At 45.0% G+C, this 17,909-nt stretch carries 20 protein-coding genes; 15 read left to right on the forward strand and 5 right to left on the reverse strand.

All coding sequences use genetic code 11. The annotated features are described in order from the left end of the window. Nucleotides 1-25 precede the first annotated feature (25 nt). Nucleotides 26-571 carry a GspH/FimT family pseudopilin gene (locus MHM99_RS09790; protein WP_039228301.1) on the reverse strand — a complete coding sequence of 182 codons (546 nt, stop codon included), beginning with the start codon at nt 569-571 and terminating at the stop codon, nt 26-28. Between the two features lie 413 nt (nt 572-984). Between MHM99_RS09790 and nadE the strand changes: the two genes are divergently transcribed. Both nadE and MHM99_RS09800 read left to right on the forward strand, forming a co-directional pair. Next, the gene (nadE, locus tag MHM99_RS09795) at nt 985-1,821 is read left to right on the forward strand and encodes an ammonia-dependent NAD(+) synthetase (protein WP_014950116.1); all 837 of its coding nucleotides are present in this window, start codon (nt 985-987) and stop codon (nt 1,819-1,821) included. Nucleotides 1,822-1,823: 2 nt separating this feature from the next. Continuing rightward, entirely contained in the window at nt 1,824-2,162 is a 339-nt protein-coding gene (locus MHM99_RS09800; RefSeq protein WP_014950115.1) for a P-II family nitrogen regulator, read from the forward strand. Nucleotides 2,163-2,246: 84 nt separating this feature from the next. Here the strand turns inward: MHM99_RS09800 and MHM99_RS09805 are convergent, their stop codons facing one another. Both MHM99_RS09805 and MHM99_RS09810 read right to left on the reverse strand, forming a co-directional pair. After that, nucleotides 2,247-2,732, reverse strand: a complete 486-nt coding sequence (locus MHM99_RS09805; RefSeq protein WP_014950114.1) for a peptidylprolyl isomerase — start codon at nt 2,730-2,732, stop codon at nt 2,247-2,249. A gap of 59 nt (nt 2,733-2,791) precedes the next feature. Then, complete coding sequence (locus MHM99_RS09810; RefSeq protein WP_239219161.1) at nt 2,792-3,838, reverse strand: glycine cleavage system protein T; 1,047 nt, start codon at nt 3,836-3,838, stop codon at nt 2,792-2,794. A gap of 187 nt (nt 3,839-4,025) precedes the next feature. On the opposite strand from MHM99_RS09810, the gene MHM99_RS09815 reads away from it, so the two are divergent. Genes MHM99_RS09815 through MHM99_RS09825 form a run of 3 tightly spaced genes read left to right on the forward strand, consistent with a single transcriptional unit; the run spans nt 4,026 to nt 5,680 of the window. Beyond that, nucleotides 4,026-4,277, forward strand: a complete 252-nt coding sequence (locus MHM99_RS09815; protein ID WP_239219163.1) for a succinate dehydrogenase assembly factor 2 — start codon at nt 4,026-4,028, stop codon at nt 4,275-4,277. Further along, nucleotides 4,264-4,794 carry a hypothetical protein gene (locus MHM99_RS09820; protein WP_239219165.1) on the forward strand — a complete coding sequence of 177 codons (531 nt, stop codon included), beginning with the start codon at nt 4,264-4,266 and terminating at the stop codon, nt 4,792-4,794. The genes MHM99_RS09815 and MHM99_RS09820 overlap by 14 nt, the downstream gene beginning before the upstream one ends. Before the next feature lie 13 nt (nt 4,795-4,807). Further along, nucleotides 4,808-5,680, forward strand: coding sequence for a MaoC/PaaZ C-terminal domain-containing protein (locus tag MHM99_RS09825; RefSeq protein WP_239219167.1), 873 nt, complete (start codon nt 4,808-4,810; stop codon nt 5,678-5,680). Between the two features lie 112 nt (nt 5,681-5,792). Here the strand turns inward: MHM99_RS09825 and nadB are convergent, their stop codons facing one another. Further along, nucleotides 5,793-7,478, reverse strand: coding sequence for an L-aspartate oxidase (nadB, locus tag MHM99_RS09830; protein ID WP_239219169.1), 1,686 nt, complete (start codon nt 7,476-7,478; stop codon nt 5,793-5,795). 197 nt (nt 7,479-7,675) lie between these two features. Between nadB and rpoE the strand changes: the two genes are divergently transcribed. The 10 genes from rpoE (at nt 7,676) to MHM99_RS09880 (ending at nt 17,164) form a co-directional block, all read left to right on the forward strand. Beyond that, entirely contained in the window at nt 7,676-8,254 is a 579-nt protein-coding gene (gene rpoE / locus MHM99_RS09835) for an RNA polymerase sigma factor RpoE (RefSeq protein ID WP_239219171.1), read from the forward strand. A 99-nt stretch (nt 8,255-8,353) separates the two neighbouring features. Further along, entirely contained in the window at nt 8,354-8,935 is a 582-nt protein-coding gene (locus tag MHM99_RS09840) for an RseA family anti-sigma factor (protein ID WP_014976995.1), read from the forward strand. A gap of 123 nt (nt 8,936-9,058) precedes the next feature. Next, nucleotides 9,059-10,243 (forward strand): MucB/RseB C-terminal domain-containing protein, encoded by a 1,185-nt coding sequence (locus tag MHM99_RS09845; protein ID WP_239219173.1) that lies wholly within the window; start codon nt 9,059-9,061, stop codon nt 10,241-10,243. An 18-nt stretch (nt 10,244-10,261) separates the two neighbouring features. Next, on the forward strand, nt 10,262-10,723 hold the full coding sequence (locus MHM99_RS09850) for a SoxR reducing system RseC family protein (RefSeq protein WP_039228286.1): 462 nt from the start codon (nt 10,262-10,264) through the stop codon (nt 10,721-10,723). 323 nt (nt 10,724-11,046) lie between these two features. Further along, entirely contained in the window at nt 11,047-12,843 is a 1,797-nt protein-coding gene (gene lepA, locus MHM99_RS09855) for a translation elongation factor 4 (protein ID WP_014950105.1), read from the forward strand. Continuing rightward, entirely contained in the window at nt 12,843-13,745 is a 903-nt protein-coding gene (gene lepB, locus MHM99_RS09860; protein ID WP_014950104.1) for a signal peptidase I, read from the forward strand. Before lepA ends, lepB begins: the two co-directional genes overlap by 1 nt. Then, nucleotides 13,745-14,431, forward strand: coding sequence for a ribonuclease III (gene rnc, locus MHM99_RS09865; protein ID WP_014950103.1), 687 nt, complete (start codon nt 13,745-13,747; stop codon nt 14,429-14,431). The genes lepB and rnc overlap by 1 nt, the downstream gene beginning before the upstream one ends. A 19-nt stretch (nt 14,432-14,450) precedes the next feature. Then, complete coding sequence (gene era, locus MHM99_RS09870; RefSeq protein WP_014950102.1) at nt 14,451-15,362, forward strand: GTPase Era; 912 nt, start codon at nt 14,451-14,453, stop codon at nt 15,360-15,362. A 226-nt stretch (nt 15,363-15,588) separates the two neighbouring features. Then, on the forward strand, nt 15,589-16,227 hold the full coding sequence (gene pdxH / locus MHM99_RS09875) for a pyridoxamine 5'-phosphate oxidase (protein WP_014950101.1): 639 nt from the start codon (nt 15,589-15,591) through the stop codon (nt 16,225-16,227). A gap of 115 nt (nt 16,228-16,342) precedes the next feature. After that, complete coding sequence (locus MHM99_RS09880; protein WP_110289207.1) at nt 16,343-17,164, forward strand: TatD family hydrolase; 822 nt, start codon at nt 16,343-16,345, stop codon at nt 17,162-17,164. A 17-nt stretch (nt 17,165-17,181) separates the two neighbouring features. Here the strand turns inward: MHM99_RS09880 and MHM99_RS09885 are convergent, their stop codons facing one another. Then, nucleotides 17,182-17,898 (reverse strand): hypothetical protein, encoded by a 717-nt coding sequence (locus MHM99_RS09885; protein ID WP_014950099.1) that lies wholly within the window; start codon nt 17,896-17,898, stop codon nt 17,182-17,184. Nucleotides 17,899-17,909: the final 11 nt, after the last annotated feature.

Below are 17,909 nucleotides of genomic sequence, written 5' to 3' on the forward strand. Positions count from 1 at the left end.
ACTTAACGATACGAAAAGTGAACGGTTAGCTACAGCTTAACTCATTACCTTCTAAGTCTTCTTTTTTGCCGTTGTCATCACTGTCTACGGCAACAGATATTCTTCCGTAAAGCGATAATAAAAGTGCTGATGCATAGTTTGCATCGTTGTTATTGGGACATAAGGTGATGGTTGCGGCGCGGTCTATTCCGCCTTGTTCGTCGAAGATAAGGCTGCCGGTTATACCGGAGATGGTATTGGCATTACTTAGTGGATCGCTTGCTACAATTAAGACCTCATTGTTATCCCGGCCGCCGTTTCCATTTGCATCTATAAACACCATTTTTGCATTGCGCCAACTCGACGTGCAGGCTGTATAGTTTTGCGTAGGGCAGAGCACTACGTTTGTTTGTTCGTCTACCGCAGAAAAGCGAGCGCGTTGAACCACTGCACTTAAATTGTTTAAGTCAGAGGTAATTCTATTTTTGATTACGATATTTTGAATGCCAGGCGCAACTGTGGTGAGAATAATGGCAAGAATAGCGACGGCAACAAGCATTTCTAGAAGGGTTAGTCCTTGCTGTCTCGACATTATGGATAGTCGTGCTGTAAGCCTAGTGTTTGTCATAAACGGTATTCGATTCCACGCGTTGCTATAAAGAGAAACAGGCGAGTTTGCTTTTGCGCCGCCTTTCTCCAATGTAATGTTGTAGCGCCATAATTTTACGCTACTTACTCATATTTTAGGGTAAACTAATTTGAGTTGGCAAAGGTATGTTTTACCGCGCAACCGCATATTTGGCCATACGCCTTACGTTTACTGGCTTGTCGTTCTGCTGTGCTTGAATCTCAACTTAATAATAAATAAATTGCTGACCTTAAGTGCTGCACAACTGTAATACCAGAAGAGTAAATCCAAATAGATGCGCGGATACCACTAACATCTGCGGTCAGATTGTCGTAGAATCAAGTTCCAGGACGCCCCAAAAATACGTGGATATAATGATGCAAAAACAAGCAGTTATTGATGAAATGAAAGTGCTGCCTGAAATTGACGTAGAGTACGAAGTCGCACGTCGAGTCTCGTTCATAAAAAAGCAGTTACTTACTTCTGGTTTAAATTCGCTGGTACTGGGTATTAGTGGCGGCATTGATTCATGCACATTGGGTCGGTTAGCTCAATTAGCAGTAAATGAATTAAACGATGAGCACCACGAAAAATACCAATTTATCGCGGTTCGTTTACCTTATGATACCCAAGCCGATGAAGACGATGCACAGAAATCTATCGACTTTATCCAGCCCTCTCATTCTCTTGCAGTGAATGTAAAACCTGGCGCAGATGCTATTCATGCGTCTACTTCACAAGCGCTTGCCAGTGCTAACCTTCTTCCCGACAATGAAGCGAAACAAGACTTTGTGAAGGGAAATGTTAAAGCACGTACCCGTATGGTTATCCAGTATGAAATTGCTGGGATGGTTGATGGCCTCGTTTTAGGTACCGATCATTCGGCTGAAAATATTACAGGGTTTTATACCAAGTATGGTGATGGTGCATGTGACCTTGCGCCGTTGTTTGGTCTCAGTAAGCGCCAAGTACGTGCAGTGGCAGCCCATTTGGGTGCACCACATAACGTCATCACTAAAGCGCCAACTGCTGACTTGGAAAGCCTGTCTCCGCAAAAAGCCGATGAGCAAGCATTGGGCATGTCTTACGACCAAATTGATGACTTTTTGGAAGGAAAGCCAGTTTCTGCGGAAGTGGAAGAGAAATTGCTCTATATTTATGAGCGTACACAGCATAAACGTGTACCAATTCCAACAATTTACGATGAGTTGTAGTCATGAAAAAAATTGAAGCTATCATTAAACCGTTCAAAATGGACGATGTTAGGGAAGCGCTAGCTGAAGTCGGTATCGCAGGGATGACAGTGTCAGAAGTGAAAGGGTTTGGTCGTCAAAAAGGCCATACTGAACTTTATCGCGGTGCTGAGTACCAAGTTGACTTCCTACCTAAGATCAAAATTGAGCTTGTATTAGACGATGACCGCGTTGAGCAAGCGGTTGAAGCTATTCAAACGTCAGCTAAGACAGGCAAGATTGGCGACGGGAAAATCTTCGTTTACAACGTTGAGACCGCCGTACGAATTCGTACCGGTGAACAAAACGAAGACGCGATTTAATTAAATGGTGTTTATTAAAAAAAGGAGCCAATGGCTCCTTTTTTAATATATTAAGTATTTATTAAAGCTTAATAGCAACGTGACTTAGTGGTCGTGACCACAACCGCCTTCACTGTGTACATGACCGTGCTCAAGCTCTTCTTTCGTTGCTTCTCGTACGTCAACAACAGTTACGTCAAAAGTTAGCGGAATACCGGCAAGAGGGTGGTTACCATCAACAACAACCTCTTCGTCAGTTGTTTCGATAATAATGACCGATTGCTCACCTTGTGGCGTAGTTGCGCGGAAAGACATACCCACTTCAACATCCATACCGTCAAACATTGAGCGTGGTACAGTTTGTACAAGTTCGTCAGCACGTTCACCGTAAGCTTTTTCAGGGTTTACTGAAACGTTGAAGCTATCTTCCTTCGATTTACCAATAAGTGCATCTTCTAGTCCTTCAATTAAGAAGCGACGGCCTAGTAGTACTACTAGTGGCGATTTCCCTTCTGAAGAGTCTAGCGTTGTGCCGTCTTCGGTAGATACGGTGTAGTGTAGCGTTACAACGCTGTCAGAAGTAATTGTCATAACAAATCCTATCTTGGCCCTTTAATAAAGGGCAATAAATGTAATGCAGTAAAAACTGCTTATCGACGTTTTTTCACAATATTGCTAGCTTTCTGCTCAATACTGTACGGCAAAGCATTAGGGTAACAGGTAATGGCGTTATTATCAGCCAATCTGTGTAAATCTTCGCTGGTGGTGTCGTTGTTGAGCACAGCAATAAACCAGGTTTCATTATCGAGCGACGCAACATTGAGTATTTTGCCCGCTACACGCCAATTTTCGCCCAACTGCTTTTCTAATGCATCGCCAGGTTTAATATCTACGTTACCTTCAAGCTTAAAGCTGTAGGCGGCGCGTTTGTTTTTACCCAGAAAGCGGGTTCGCGCAACCACCTCTTGCCCCATATAGCAGCCTTTATCAAAGTCGATACCGCCCAGCGCCTGCACATTAATCATTTGGGGCACGTATTCCGCCACTGCGTCGCCTTGCACTAAAGCGTGTACGCTTTGAATTTGTATAGCGTCAAACACGGTTTGGGGATAGCAAGAAAGGGTTTGCGCCTCTATTAACGAATTTATTTGCTTTGCGCCATTATCATCTAAAAGCACAATAATTCCTTTGCAGCTAGTGTTGGCAAAATAGGCAACGCCGTGTTCGCTCTCGACCTTTTCAAGTGAGCCATTGTCAGGAGTATCGCTCTCTAGAAGGCGTTCCACGTCGTTTTCTGAGAAAAGCTGGTTTAACGCCGCCTTTACTTCGTTAGTTTTCACTGCATCAAGCGAAATAAAGTAAGCACTGTATGTTTGTGTGTCGTCGAGAATATCAACCTTAGAGAACACACCATACTTATTAAGCTGTGCTAATGAACGACTACCCGCATCTTCATTGGTAACCAACAATAATTTGTTTTGGTGGCGAGTTACGTATCCAGTAGACCACGTTTTGCCTTTATTATCACAATGGGCGAAATGCCTGGCAGTATTTTCGGTTAGCTTATTAATGTTGACCGTAATCTGCCCTTGTAGGTAACTGTCGGCCTGTTCTCCTTCCAAAGAAATTATCATGGCGTTTGAAAGCTTGACCACAAATTTACTTGGAAGACTTTGTAATGATGCGATAGATGTCATATTCACCACTGTAAAATTCGCTGTATGTACTCAAGGTATGGTAAAACCATCAATATTCAAGGGCAATACATGGGAATGTGCGCAGATTAAGTTCTATTTAGTTTGCCTATCTGACCAAAAGAGCAGTGATCCCCACGCATAGGGCATGGTATTATTGTTAGAGAATAAAAAACGGTATGAAAGACATATGTTTGAACCAAAAAGATTAGCGCGATTAAAGTGGGCGTGTCGCAGAGGCATGCTAGAATTAGACGTACTTTTACTTCCTTTTGTGGAAGAAGCCTTCAATTCTTTAAGTTATGAAGATCAAGAAACATTTGAACGTTTACTTACCAGTGATGACCCTGATTTGTTTGCATGGATCATGGGACACCAGAAGTGCGAAGATCCTGAACTAGCCGCCATGGTGGCGACTATCGTCAACCGTGTCAAAGTATAGAATTTGTATTACGCACAATAGGTTTAGAAGGTTATTTGGGGAAGTAGGTGTTGCTGTTTGCCTTTTCGCAGCATTGTGCAGCCTTTCTCAATACTTGTGGTATTGGCTGAGCTTCTCAAAATTGATAGCGCTTGTTGCCGTTGCAACTACGTTAGTTATTTTCTGGCGTCTTTATGACGCGTTTAGTAACAAAATTTCTGCTACTCAATACGTTCTCTCTTTGACCAGCGATGGTATTATCCGGGTCGTTGACGACAGTACGCTCCCACTGGATGTGCAAAGCATACCAAAAGGTAGCTTGTTAGTTGATGCTCAGGCCGACGGCACATCAATGAGCATTCATCATTCATCCCAGCTCTTTACATGGGGGCTGTGTATCAATGTGCTGCGCCAAAAACGCAGATGGTTTGAAAAAGATCATAGCCATCTCGCTTGGATCTTAAAAGGTGAGTGCTGCGAAGCAGACTATCGCCGGTTGGCTAGAGCCATTATCTTGGCCCGAAAAGCAACGCCTTAAAGGAATTAAAAAGATGTTTCGTGAGTATACCAAAGCGTTATTTAAACGCGTTGACGCCAGGCAGCTTATGCAGTTTAAACCGCCTACGTTGCCTCAGCGCATCTATACCAAAACGCTCAATGTCGACAATGTGCACTACGCTTCTTTTTGTCAGGAAGTTGACTGGCCGGCAAATGAGCATGCCCATCCACTTTATTTGCAGATGCTTTCCTTACCATTGCAAATGCAGTGCTTGCTTGACAAACAAAGCCCATTTCCATTGCTTGGCCTTATCCACGCAGCTAACAAAGTATCGGTAATAGACCATTGCGATTTAAGCGAACCCTTTGAATGTCGCGTGCGCTTTCACGATGTAAGACCGCATAACCGAGGTTGGGAAGTGGATGTGATGTTAGAGGCGCTGCAGGCAGGTAACCTGGTTTACAGGGCGATAAGTAGTTATTTAGTGAAGGTGAAAGCCGTTCATGTAGCTCCACTTGGTGCTAAAAGTGACTTACATGACGATTGTGAATTAGAGAATAGGGCGCTCATCGGCGAAATCAGTGCTTCGGCTAATACAGGTCGCCGCTATGCAAAGCTTTCTGGCGACTATAACCCTATTCACTTGTCTGCAATATCTGCTAAAGCATTTGGGTTTAAACAGCCTATAGCGCACGGCATGTGGACATTGTCACGCGCTGTGTCGGCGTTTGTAAGTCAACAAGACTTCAGACAATCTATGAGCATAAAAGAAGTAAACTGCCGCTTTAGAAAACCCGTGTTTTTACCTTGTGATATTCATATTCAACAACACTGTAAAACAGATAATAGTGTGCTAATAGACGTTACCGATAGTAATGACAGCCTTGTGCACTTATCTGCTAGTTTAGCGTTTAATCAGGCCTAAATTAACGTTCAATCAGGCGCAGATAAGCAAAAGGTAAGCGGGAGATAACTATTAAAAAAGGCGCATTAACATTAGCGCCTTCTTTAGACTGATACAGATCTTACTTTATGCACTAATCGGCATCGGCGAAGCTGTCTTGGGTAATTAGCGAGCCAACGTCAGCGCCTGACAGCTGTTTTCTGGGAATAAGTATTGTAGGAACGGGGTTGTCTAACTGTTCAGGGTAGTCCAAATTAAAGTGTAACCCTCTGCTTTCCTTTCGCTCCATCGCACATCGCACAATGAGTTCTGCAACCGTAACAAGGTTTCGAAGCTCTAGCAGGTTATTACTCACCCTGAAGTGTGAGTAATACTCAGTAATCTCTTGCTCTAATAGCTTAATGCGGCGCATGGCCCGTTCAAGGCGCTTATCCGTGCGTACAATACCTACGTAATCCCACATAAACAGCCTAAGTTCGTGCCAGTTATGTTGAATGATGACTTCTTCGTCAGAGTTAGACACTTGGCTCTCATCCCAAGGCGCAATAGACTCTTCACAGTCTGCACTTGGAAGATTTTTAATAATATCTTCCGCTGCAGCGCTGGCAAAAACCACACATTCAAGTAAAGAGTTCGATGCCATGCGGTTGGCGCCATGCAGACCTGTGTAGGCCACTTCACCGATTGCGTATACATTATTCAAGTCGGTTTTGGCATTAAAGTCGGTCATCACTCCGCCGCAGCTGTAGTGCGCAGCGGGCACGACTGGGATAGGTTCACGGGTTATATCGATACCAAGCGAGCGGCACTTACGATAAATATTAGGGAAGTGCTTAACGATAAAGTCAGCAGGCTTATGACTGATATCCAAGTACATGCAGTCAGCGCCCAATCGCTTCATTTCATAGTCGATTGCGCGAGCGACTACGTCGCGCGGCGCAAGATCGCCACGCTCATCAAATTTGTGCATAAAGCGGGTACCGTCGGCGTGGCAGAGGTTTGCGCCTTCGCCGCGCAGCGCTTCTGTAATCAAGAAGTTACGTGCCTGCGGGTGGAATAAGCAAGTCGGATGAAATTGATTGAATTCCATATTGGCCACGCGGCAACCCGCTCGCCATGCCATGGCAATGCCGTCACCGCTCGACACATCGGGGTTCGATGTATACTGGTATACCTTGCTACCACCGCCAGTCGCTAGCGCAACGAAAGGGGCGCGAATTACTTCAACGTGCTCTTGTTGTCTATTCCAAACATAAGCACCCACCACGCTGTTCTTTTCTTCCTTTGAAGGAATGAGATCAATGGCGTTATAGCGCTCAAATATGTGAATGTTTGGATGGGTCGATACCGCGTCGTTTAATGTAATTTGAAGCGCTTCGCCTGTGGCATCTGCAGCGTGAAGAATTCGCCGGTGGCTGTGTCCGCCCTCGCGGGTAAGATGAAAGCGCTCCTCACCAGATTCACTTTTTTCTGTATCAAACGGTACACCGTAACTGATAAGCCACTCAAGTGACGCCTTTGCTCGTTCTGCAGTAAATCTTACGGCAGGCTCTTCGCAAAGCCCAGCGCCTGCAGTAAGCGTGTCTTTTACGTGTGCGTCTATGGAGTCTTGTTCATCGAATACTGCGGCAATACCACCTTGTGCATAGCGGGTAGAGCCTTCATTGCGGTCACTTTTACTGAGTACAATAACCTGACAATGGTCGGCAAGCTTAAGCGCTAAGCTCAATCCTGCCGCGCCACTCCCAATAATCAATACGTCACAACGGTGTTCTATTGCATTTGATGTGGAAGTTAGTGAAGACGATACAGATTTCATGTATTTTTATATCAATTCAAACGAGCAAAGGTTCGGCAAGTCTAAAGGATGAGTAGCAAAACACAATCATTCTTGCCCCCTAGCCTAAGCATTTTTTTAAATATTTAATGCTTTTACAGAACTTTTGTAAAAAGAACGCGTCTATACACATGCTTGTTAGAGCTATTGTGTAGTTGAAGTAGGGAGTAATGGCTCGAATGAGCGAGCAGATAACCGACCAACAACTGGTCGAAAAAGTACAGCGTGGCGATAAAAATGCGTTCAACTTGTTGGTAACTCGTTACCAACATAAAGTGATGCATCTCGTTTCTCGCTATGTGAAAAATACCGGTGACGTTGCTGATGTAACGCAAGAAGCGTTCATTAAAGCCTACCGTGCCTTACCTAATTTTCGTGGCGACAGTGCATTTTATACTTGGCTTTATCGCATTGCGGTAAACAGTGCCAAGAACTATCTTGTATCTCAAGGTCGCAAGCCGCCTGCAAGCGATGTCGATGCTGACGAAGCAGATTTCTACGAAGGTAGTGATGCATTACAAGAGCAATCTACACCCGAGCGAAGCCTGTTATCTGAGGAAATTGAAGAAACCCTGTTTAAGGTAGTTGAGAAGCTGCCGGACGATTTACGTATGGCGATAACGCTGCGTGAAATTGAAGGGTTGAGCTATGAAGAAATCGCGAACGTAATGTCGTGTCCTGTGGGTACGGTGAGATCCCGTATTTTTAGGGCTCGCGAGGCGATTGATAAAGTTATTCAACCGTTGTTAGAAAATTAAAAAGAAATAAAATCAAAAAAAGATGAACTTTCTTTTTTCCACGATGACTAACAGCTGTGTTAGGGTAGTTAACGATCACTTTGATCTGGAAATGAATATATGACGCAACAGCAAGAAAAATTGTCCGCATTCATGGATGGTGAGATAGAAGGCAATGACATCATCGATGCGATTAAGCAAGATGAAGCGCTTCAGGCCAAATGGCAACGTTACCATGTGTATCGCGGTGCAATGCGAAAAGAAGCAAGTGTTGCTCCACAGTTGGACATCACCGCAAGCGTAGCAGCTGCGCTTGAAAACGAGCCAGCTATAGTCGCACCTAAACGCTCGCGCTGGCAGTCGATACCATTGATTGGCAATGTCGTTCCTTTTGCGAAGCAGTCAGGCCAGTTTGCAGTAGCTGCGTCGGTGGCAGTGGCAGTTATCTTTGGTGTTCAATACACTAATCAAGAAGCGCCTACCGAGCCATTTATGACAGCGCCAACGATTGCTCCTCAAGGTGGATTGTCTCCAGTGAGTTTGGAACAAACCAGAACGTTACCACGTAACGACATGAATGAAATGCTTGAGAAGAAGCGCAAAATTAATGCATTGATTGCTGATCATGAGCAGCAAATAAAGCTTAAGCAAGCGCAAGAGGACGAAGGTGAAAGCGAAACAAGTGGACCAGAGCGCCCATAAGTTATCGCAGCCAGTCAACATTAGTTGGAATGTGCTTTCGCAAGTAAATTGCGACTGACATACATTTCATATTTTAATCATACCAGCATATACTGCTGGTATGTTTGTTTTAAGGCGGGAAAAATGCGCTGTAGTTCTATCCTTGCACTTTTTTTCATTTCGGGCGCGGCTATTCAGCCCACTGTTGCCCAAACCACTTCGCTGAGCGAAGAAACGAAAGCTCCTATTATCCCAGTCCAAAACGTGAATGATGGCGACGTTAAATTAGACGCTAACCCAGAATCAAACACGAGAGCTGGCCCACTAGATGAAGCCGATCAAGAAGAAGCAGTGCGAGAAGACGTGATTCAAGAGCAACTTGAACAAAGTCGAAGCGAGCAAAATGCATCTGCTTCTCGCACACGAGAGCCTCAATCGGCCAATCAGTGGCTAGCTGAACTTCAAAACATTATAACCAATGCCAATTTCCAAGTGTCTTTTGTGCAAACTATTGCAGGAAAGGAAACCGTTCCATATTTATGGCGCCACGGGATAATGGAAGATGGTTCTGAATTAGAGCAGTTAAATCTTCAAAATGGACCAGGCCGCGAGCTTATTCGTGTGAACGATGTGGTGAGTGTATTTGAGCCAGATGTACAACCCTATAGCTTGCGTTCAAAGCATATCAACGGTCCAATACCAAGTGTATTATTGTATCATCCTGAACAGCTTGCCGAAGCCTATGAGTTCGTCGCTGTGGGAAGAGCGCGGGTGGCAGGACGTTCAGCGCAACAAATTCGAATAGTCAGCCGAGATAACACGCGATTTGGTTATCAACTGTGGCTGGATGAGTCGTCTGGTATGTTGCTCAAACTGAACATGCTTGATTTGCAAGGGGCGCTATTAGAGCAGATTCAGGTCACGGCCTTTGCGATATCGCCAGAGCCTGCTGATTATTTCTCACGAATTAATTCTGCGTCGTTACCCGCGCCCATGGCGCTGAGCAACACGCCAAATCGTGCACACAAATGGGATGTCACCTATTTGCCGGCTGGCATGCGAGAAATAAAGCAAGATACAAGACGATTGGCCTTAACAGGACAGATTGTAGAATATAAACTCTTTTCAGATGGATTGGTTGACGTATCTGTGTATGTTCAGCCTGCGGAAGATGCGTTAGGTGAAACGCTGGCGCTGCGCAATGAAGTGAGTACGTTCTTAACGTTGACAGACGGCAAAGCCCAGGTGACAGTGGTGGGAGAAATACCTTTGCAAACCGCTAACGCTATTGCTACGTCTTTACGCCCCGTCAGCAGTGTAAGTGAATAACCGCTTAATTGAGTAACAATGATAAGAGAAACCGCCACCGTAGTTGCCGTTAATGGTGATACGGTCACCGTAGAAGCAGCGATTAAATCGACCTGTAACGCATGCCAAGCACAAAGTGATTGTGGTACCGGCGTTATTTCTCGTGCGCTTGCACCGAAAACGCAGCAGTTGACGCTGCGTACTCCCATGCCTGTGCGGGTTGGCCAAGAAGTGACTGTAGGCATACCGGAAGCAGGTATTTTAAGTGCATCGGCTTGGTTGTATTTGCTACCGCTTATAGCGTTTATCGGGGCATATTCGGTGTCGATATCATTACTTAGTAGTAACGGATTTACTCACGAGTTATGGGCCATGCTGCCAAGTGGGTTAGTAACCTTCTTTACCTATAAGCTAATTGCTTACAAGTTGCGTCGTGTAGAACGTACGAAATATCAACCTGTCCTATTGGGTCAACAAGAGCACAGTGCAGTAGAACATTGATTTTTTGAAGGGCTTTACGCTGCTCAATGGTTTAATACAGGACTGCTCCATACGAGGCCGTTTTATACGAGGCCAATTTATACGAGATTATAGTGTTAACTCACGCTCATCAATGTAGCCAAGTTTTGAGATAGGCCGAGGAAGTCACGTCAGGTTGCCACTTCCATTCGTTATGTTTCTTGAAAGTAATAAATTTTCCACCACGCCAATTCGCTTTTCGCGCCAGAAATGGGTAAAATCCGCACGCGCTGCGTATAACCCTTTAAGCAAGGCAAGCAGCATTTTTTGTTTAATGAATTTTTCTGCAGGTAATTTCCAGCATTATGCAACAATCGCACATTCGTAACTTCAGTATTATCGCCCACATCGACCACGGTAAGTCTACGCTGTCAGACCGTCTAATCCAGCATTGTGGAGGGCTAACAGACCGTGAAATGGCTGAACAGGTTCTCGACTCAATGGACCTGGAAAAAGAGCGCGGTATTACTATCAAAGCGCAAAGCGTAACGCTGAACTACGAAGCGCGCGACGGTGAAACTTATCAGCTTAACTTCATCGACACTCCCGGACACGTTGACTTTACCTATGAAGTATCTCGTTCTCTTGCTGCCTGTGAAGGTGCGCTTTTGGTTGTTGATGCAGGTCAGGGCGTAGAAGCACAGACATTGGCAAACTGCTATACCGCCATCGAGATGGATATGGAAGTGGTGCCTGTACTAAATAAAATCGACCTGCCTCAGGCTGAACCAGACCGCGTTGCAGAAGAAATTGAAGATATTGTTGGTATCGATGCGCTGGACGCTGTGCGCTGCTCAGCAAAAACCGGTATCGGTATTGAAGATGTACTTGAAGTTATTGTAAATAAAATTCCGCCGCCAGAAGGTGACCGCGAAGCGCCACTTAAGGCGTTGATTATCGATTCTTGGTTTGACAACTATCAAGGCGTTGTTTCACTGGTACGTATTGTCGAAGGCCAGTTGACTAAGAAAGACAAAATTCAAATTATGTCAAACGGTCAAACGCATCAGGTTGACAAAATTGGTGTATTTACGCCTAAGCCACTCGATACAGGCACATTAAGAGCCGGTGAAGTAGGCTTTATCATTGCAGGGATTAAAGATATCCAAGGCGCGCCTGTGGGCGACACCATTACCTTGGCTCGCGAGCCAGCTGATGCAATGCTGCCGGGCTTTAAAAAGGTTAAACCTCAGGTTTATGCCGGTATTTTCCCAATAAGCTCAGACGATTATGAAGATTTCCGTGACGCCCTGGCGAAATTAAGCCTGAACGACGCTTCACTATTCTATGAGCCAGAAAGCTCTGCAGCGCTAGGTTTTGGATTCCGTATTGGTTTCCTTGGCATGCTGCACATGGAAATCATTCAAGAGCGTTTAGAGCGTGAATATGACTTGGGTCTTATCACTACTGCGCCTACCGTAATATACGAAGTAGAAACGACCAAGGGCGAAACCCTTACCGTAGATAGCCCAGCTAAATTGCCTCCGGTAAATGATATCGCTGAAATTCGTGAGCCTATGGTTGAAGCCAATATTCTTGTGCCACAAGAGTATCTAGGCAACGTAATTACACTTTGCGTTGAAAAGCGCGGTATGCAAACCAACATGACATACCACGGTAAGCAAGTGGCGGTAACTTATGAACTGCCAATGGCAGAAGTGGTGCTCGATTTCTTCGACCGTTTGAAATCTACGAGCCGTGGTTTTGCATCGCTTGATTACAACTTTAAGCGTTTCCAGACATCAGACATGGTGCGTGTTGATATTCTAATTAACGGTGAACGTGTAGACGCGTTAGCGGTAATTACGCACAGAGAAAACTCTCAAGGCCGTGGTCGTGAGCTGGTCGAAAAGCTTCGCGAGCTTATTCCACGACAAATGTTCGATATCGCTATTCAGGCGGCTATCGGTAACCATATTGTTGCAAGAAGTACAGTTAAACAGCTACGTAAAAACGTAATCGCGAAGTGTTACGGCGGTGACGTAAGCCGTAAGAAGAAACTACTTCAAAAGCAGAAAGAAGGTAAAAAGCGAATGAAGCAAGTGGGTAATGTTGAATTGCCACAAGATGCGTTCCTTGCAGTATTGAAGGTGGGCAAATAATGGCGAATTACTTCTCCTTGATTTTGGTGGCACTCACCTTAATAACAGGATTAATCTGGCTAGTGGATAGCCTAGTGTTTGCACCAAAGCGAAAAGCACGTTTACAGGCTGCGGCAACCGCAGAAGGAGCGGGCTATGGAGAAGATCCTCAACTGCCGTACCTTGTTGATACTTCGCAACAGATTTTTCCTGTTATTGCTTTCGTATTGGTATTACGTTCGTTTTTATATGAACCATTTCAAATTCCTTCAGGCTCAATGATGCCCACTCTCTTAGTGGGTGACTTCATTTTGGTTGAAAAGTTTGCCTATGGCGTGAAAGACCCGGTTTTCAGAAGTAAGCTTATTGAAACTGGCGTTCCAGAGCGTGGTGATGTGGTGGTTTTCAAGTACCCTGAAGAGCCTTCAATAGACTACATTAAGCGCGTGATCGGTTTACCGGGCGATACTGTGGTTTATCAAAACAAACAGGTTTATATCAAACCGAAGTGTGAGACTGGCAACAACTGTCCTAAATTGAAAGCCGTACCGCTGACGTTCCAAGAGCGTGGTGAGTTCGTACAGGACATGGCGCAGCTTATGCGTTACACCGAAGATTTAGGCACAGTAGAGCACGACATTTTGCGCCACCCAGTACGCGAGATTTCGCCGGTTAATTTTTATACCCAGCCTGGAACGCGCAGCAATGAGTGGATTGTGCCAGAAGGTCAGTATTTCGTGCTAGGCGATAACCGTGACAACAGCCGCGACAGCCGTTTTTGGGGTTTTGTGCCAGATGCAAACTTGGTTGGAAAAGCGGTGGCGATTTGGATTTCATTTGAATTTGAGCGCAGCCCGTCAGACTTCCTTCCAACTTGGGTACCAACAGGTGTTCGATTTGAGCGAGCAGGTGGCATTCATTAATGCAGGGAATTGATAAATATCGTCGTCTGTACAAGGCGATAGGCTACACATTTACCAATGAAGCTCTATTGGAACAAGCACTTACTCATCGCAGTGCGGCTAAACAGCACAATGAGCGACTAGAATTTCTGGGTGACGCTATTTTAGGCATGATTGTTGGGGAAACGCTGTTTAAGCGATTCCCAACTGTGCCAGAAGGCAAACTCACACGAATGCGCTCTACTTTGGTTAAAGGAGACACACTGGCAGAACTTGCAAAGGAAGCCAGTGTGGGTGAACTACTTAACTTAGGGCCCGGTGAGCTCAAAAGCGGTGGTCATCGCAGAAGTTCGATTTTAGCCGATGCAGTTGAAGCTATTTTAGGGGCTATTTACCTCGATTCCGGTATGGACGAGGTTCGAGGCGTTATAGACCGTTTATGGGAAACCCGCATAAACAAACTAGACCCTAATGCCCACCCTAAAGACAGCAAAACTCGTCTTCAAGAGTTTTTACAAGGTCGTAAACAAGCGCTGCCAACCTATGAAGTGCTATCTATTTCAGGGAAAGATCATGCTCAGACTTTTGAAGTTAGCTGTCAGGTAGAAAGCTTACCAGAAGCGGTAGTGGCGTCTGGCAATAGCCGCCGAAAAGCAGAACAAGAAGCTGCTCGTTTAACATTGGAGAAGCTTGATGACAACGCATGATGAATCGAATTTGCCAGAAATGCCTGATATTCAAACTCGCTGTGGCCTAGTTGCCATAGTAGGTCGCCCTAATGTGGGTAAATCGACCTTGCTCAATCGCTTGCTAGGTCAAAAAGTAAGCATTACGTCGCGTAAGCCGCAAACCACGCGCCACCGCATTCTCGGTATAGACACCGATGGTGACTATCAAGCGATTTACGTTGATACCCCTGGACTTCACCAAGACGAAAAGCGCGCGATTAATCGCTACATGAACCGCGCGGCATCAAGCTCTTTGGCTGAGGTTGGTCTTGTGCTTTTCGTTGTTGAAGGCGATCGATTCAACGCCGAAGATGAAATGGTATTAAGTAAGGTTAAACAAGCAAACCTTCCTTGCTATCTCATCGTAAACAAGATGGATAAGGTTGAAGATAAAGAAAACTTTATGGTTCACCTTAAAAAGCTTGGCGAAAAGCACCCGTTTGAGCACATGATCCCTATCAGTGCTAAACAGGGCCGAATGGTTGACGAAATTAGAGAGTTAGTGGCCAAGTCGCTACCTAAAAGTGAGTTTTTCTTCCCGGAAGATTACATTACTGACCGCTCAAGCCGCTTTATGGCTGCTGAAATCATTCGCGAAAAGCTTATGCGCTTTACCGGCGATGAACTGCCTTACTCTACTACTGTGGAAATTGAGCAATTCAAAATGGCAGACAATGGTGTTTATCGTATCAGCGGTCTGATTTTGGTAGAGCGTGAAACCCAAAAACGCATGATCATCGGCAAAGGCGGAAAGCATTTGAAAACCATTGGTGAGCAAGCGCGTAAAGATATGGAAAACTTGTTCGACAACAAAGTATTTCTAGAACTTTGGGTGAAAGTGAAACAAGGCTGGGCAGACGATGAACGTGCTCTGCGCTCTCTAGGTTACGGAGACGACAGTAACTTCTAGTTCACGCTAATATTATCTTTATAACGCTAGTTAGCTGTAACTGGCGTTATATTAGCACGTTATATTAGCAAAGATAGTGAGTCAGCATTTTCGCCAAGTGGTGTAGCTGATGGCTTGTGGACAACTACCTCAGTTAGATGCGCTTATGTGAGCATTTACACGGTGGTTTATTTACTCGGTTTCAACATCTCTAGCAGGCACAACAACTTCTTTTTAGGAGCGGTATATGGCAATTTCAGATATGCGCAGGCAGTACTCAAAGGGCAGTTTGAGTGAGTCAGATATTACTTCAAGTCCATTTATCATGTTCGATAAATGGTTAAAAGACGCCATAGACGCCGGAATTCCTGATCCTACTGCAATGACGGTTGCCACCGTCGATGCCAACGGCCAACCCTCTCAGCGTATTGTTTTGTTAAAAGATGTCAGTGAAAAGGGCTTTGTGTTTTTCACTAACTTAGGCAGCCGTAAGGCACAAGAGTTAGCGGTAAACCCTAAAGTGTCGTGCCACTTTCCCTGGTTTTTTATGGAGCGTCAGGTTCGCGTATGTGGCAGCGTTGAAAAGCTTTCTGTTTCTGAGAATGCTGCTTATTTCTTTTCGCGACCGAAAGACAGTCAGCTAGCAGCGTACGCGTCAAAACAAAGCAAACCTATTGGCAGCAGGGAGCTTCTACTGACCCAGTTTAAGCAGTTAAAAGATAAGTTTGCTAACAAAGAGCTTCCCGTGCCGGACTTTTGGGGCGGTTTCAGGATCGTGCCTCATCAAATTGAGTTTTGGCAAGGTGGAGAAGATAGGCTACATGACCGCTTTGAATACAACAAAACTGAAGATGGCGCGTGGGTAACACAGCGCCTTATGCCGTAGGGAATACGTTCACCTTTCGTTCCCGCTAAAGTACTTCACTAGAATGTGAGCCCGTTTAACTATTGAGCTTGTAGATAGCGTGCGGCGAGATAAGTAACAAGGAGGCATCGAAACCGTGATTGATAGTCATTGCCATCTCGACTTACTTGCACAAAAGAAAGATCTTAGAGTTGCATTAGAAAGCGCCAAAGCCGCAGGGCTTACCCGCATCATGGCGCCTAGCATTACCCCCGAATCTTGGCAGGCGTTACAAGCGCTCAATGAACGCTATGAAAGCCTTTTATCTATTGATACTGCGCTTGGACTCCATCCTTATTTTTTAACTGGCAGTGAGCTTGAAAAGCCAGAGCAAACACTCAAGAAGAGTCTTCGTCAACTTGAGGACGCTACGGCTAACTTGCACCCTTCGGTAAAAGCCGTGGGGGAAACAGGTATCGATGGGCATATAAGCGTGCCATTAGCGCTTCAAAAGGAAGCGCTACATAACCATTTGAAACTTGCCGATAAAGTATCGTTACCCGTAATTTTACATCACAGAAAAAGTCATCACCTGCTAGTTGAAGCATTGAAGCAAACCAAATACCAAGGTATAGGCGTTGTACATGCTTTTTCAGGAAGTATTGAAGCGGCCAAAGGGTATATTGAAAGAGGGTTTTACCTAGGTATAGGCGGTACGATTACCTATGAGCGTGCTCAAAAAACACGAAACACCCTTGGGTTTTTGTTAGAACACCATTTTGATAAATTGCTTTTAGAAACGGATGCCCCGGATATGCCCATGTGCGGTAGACAAGGAGAAGCAAACGAACCTCGTTATTTATCAGATGTCGTTGATGTTATAAGCGACCGCTATGGCATGTCACATAAAGAAATAGTGTCCACCACCACAGCGAACTACACTCGACTATTTAATATTGATGCTGGAAGTGAAGCATAGACTTCCAAACTAGCTATCTAGCGCTTCTCTTTATTTCTTTTTGATTCGATTACCTGAATAAACCATGGACGAGATTTATAAAAGGCCCGGGTTAGGTAAATACCTAGCATGAGCGCTAAAAAGACGAGAATACACGCAATAAGAGCAAGCTGGTAACGCAATGTCAGTGGACTCTCGAGGACAGCCTGCGTGTTCATGTGAATATTCACATAACCTAGTAAATTTTCATTATCGTCAGTGATAACGCCAACATAGGTTAGCGGCGTTACACTTTGCGACTGACTCATCGACACCACACTGGCAATTTGAGGCAAAGGAGCAATATACCTCCCGTCCTTATCAAACACAGACAAGGCAAGAATGTGTGGCTCGTCGACCAAAATAGAGGCGACACTTTCAATATACTCCCGTTGAGTGAGAGTATCAGATAGCGCGGAATCTACATTGTTCTCAGTTTCCTGATTCGAAAGTGCGTCAGCGATAAAGGCAGGTTGTAGCAGTTTTGCATACTGCCTTGCTATGCTCTCACCAGAGAAGCGAGTTTGCACGGTAAGCCAGTCGTTTTGGTATTGTTGGAATAACAGAAGCAATACCACTATCAAAGCAAACACCGCACTCACTACTATTGTGTGGAACAATCGCTTTAGAACTGTGTACAACGAATGCGAGTCATTCTTTGTTTGTGAAGCTGCTTTGCTTAGCCCGTCTACCAATTCGCTTTTCCATAAAGTCACGAGGGTTGCCT

The organism is Alteromonas sp. MmMcT2-2, from assembly GCF_022348305.1.
In the GTDB taxonomy this organism is placed as follows: domain Bacteria; phylum Pseudomonadota; class Gammaproteobacteria; order Enterobacterales; family Alteromonadaceae; genus Alteromonas; species Alteromonas macleodii.

Coding starts and splice junctions, on each gene's coding strand:
- MHM99_RS09790 (WP_039228301.1), bottom strand. CDS start 571: ATGTCGAGACAGCAAGGACTAACCCTTCTAGAAATGCTTGTTGCCGTC.
- nadE (WP_014950116.1), top strand. CDS start 985: ATGCAAAAACAAGCAGTTATTGATGAAATGAAAGTGCTGCCTGAAATT.
- MHM99_RS09800 (WP_014950115.1), top strand. CDS start 1,824: ATGAAAAAAATTGAAGCTATCATTAAACCGTTCAAAATGGACGATGTT.
- MHM99_RS09805 (WP_014950114.1), bottom strand. CDS start 2,732: ATGACAATTACTTCTGACAGCGTTGTAACGCTACACTACACCGTATCT.
- MHM99_RS09810 (WP_239219161.1), bottom strand. CDS start 3,838: ATGACATCTATCGCATCATTACAAAGTCTTCCAAGTAAATTTGTGGTC.
- MHM99_RS09815 (WP_239219163.1), top strand. CDS start 4,026: ATGTTTGAACCAAAAAGATTAGCGCGATTAAAGTGGGCGTGTCGCAGA.
- MHM99_RS09825 (WP_239219167.1), top strand. CDS start 4,808: ATGTTTCGTGAGTATACCAAAGCGTTATTTAAACGCGTTGACGCCAGG.
- nadB (WP_239219169.1), bottom strand. CDS start 7,478: ATGAAATCTGTATCGTCTTCACTAACTTCCACATCAAATGCAATAGAA.
- rpoE (WP_239219171.1), top strand. CDS start 7,676: ATGAGCGAGCAGATAACCGACCAACAACTGGTCGAAAAAGTACAGCGT.
- MHM99_RS09840 (WP_014976995.1), top strand. CDS start 8,354: ATGACGCAACAGCAAGAAAAATTGTCCGCATTCATGGATGGTGAGATA.
- MHM99_RS09845 (WP_239219173.1), top strand. CDS start 9,059: ATGCGCTGTAGTTCTATCCTTGCACTTTTTTTCATTTCGGGCGCGGCT.
- MHM99_RS09850 (WP_039228286.1), top strand. CDS start 10,262: ATGATAAGAGAAACCGCCACCGTAGTTGCCGTTAATGGTGATACGGTC.
- lepA (WP_014950105.1), top strand. CDS start 11,047: ATGCAACAATCGCACATTCGTAACTTCAGTATTATCGCCCACATCGAC.
- lepB (WP_014950104.1), top strand. CDS start 12,843: ATGGCGAATTACTTCTCCTTGATTTTGGTGGCACTCACCTTAATAACA.
- rnc (WP_014950103.1), top strand. CDS start 13,745: ATGCAGGGAATTGATAAATATCGTCGTCTGTACAAGGCGATAGGCTAC.
- era (WP_014950102.1), top strand. CDS start 14,451: ATGCCTGATATTCAAACTCGCTGTGGCCTAGTTGCCATAGTAGGTCGC.
- pdxH (WP_014950101.1), top strand. CDS start 15,589: ATGGCAATTTCAGATATGCGCAGGCAGTACTCAAAGGGCAGTTTGAGT.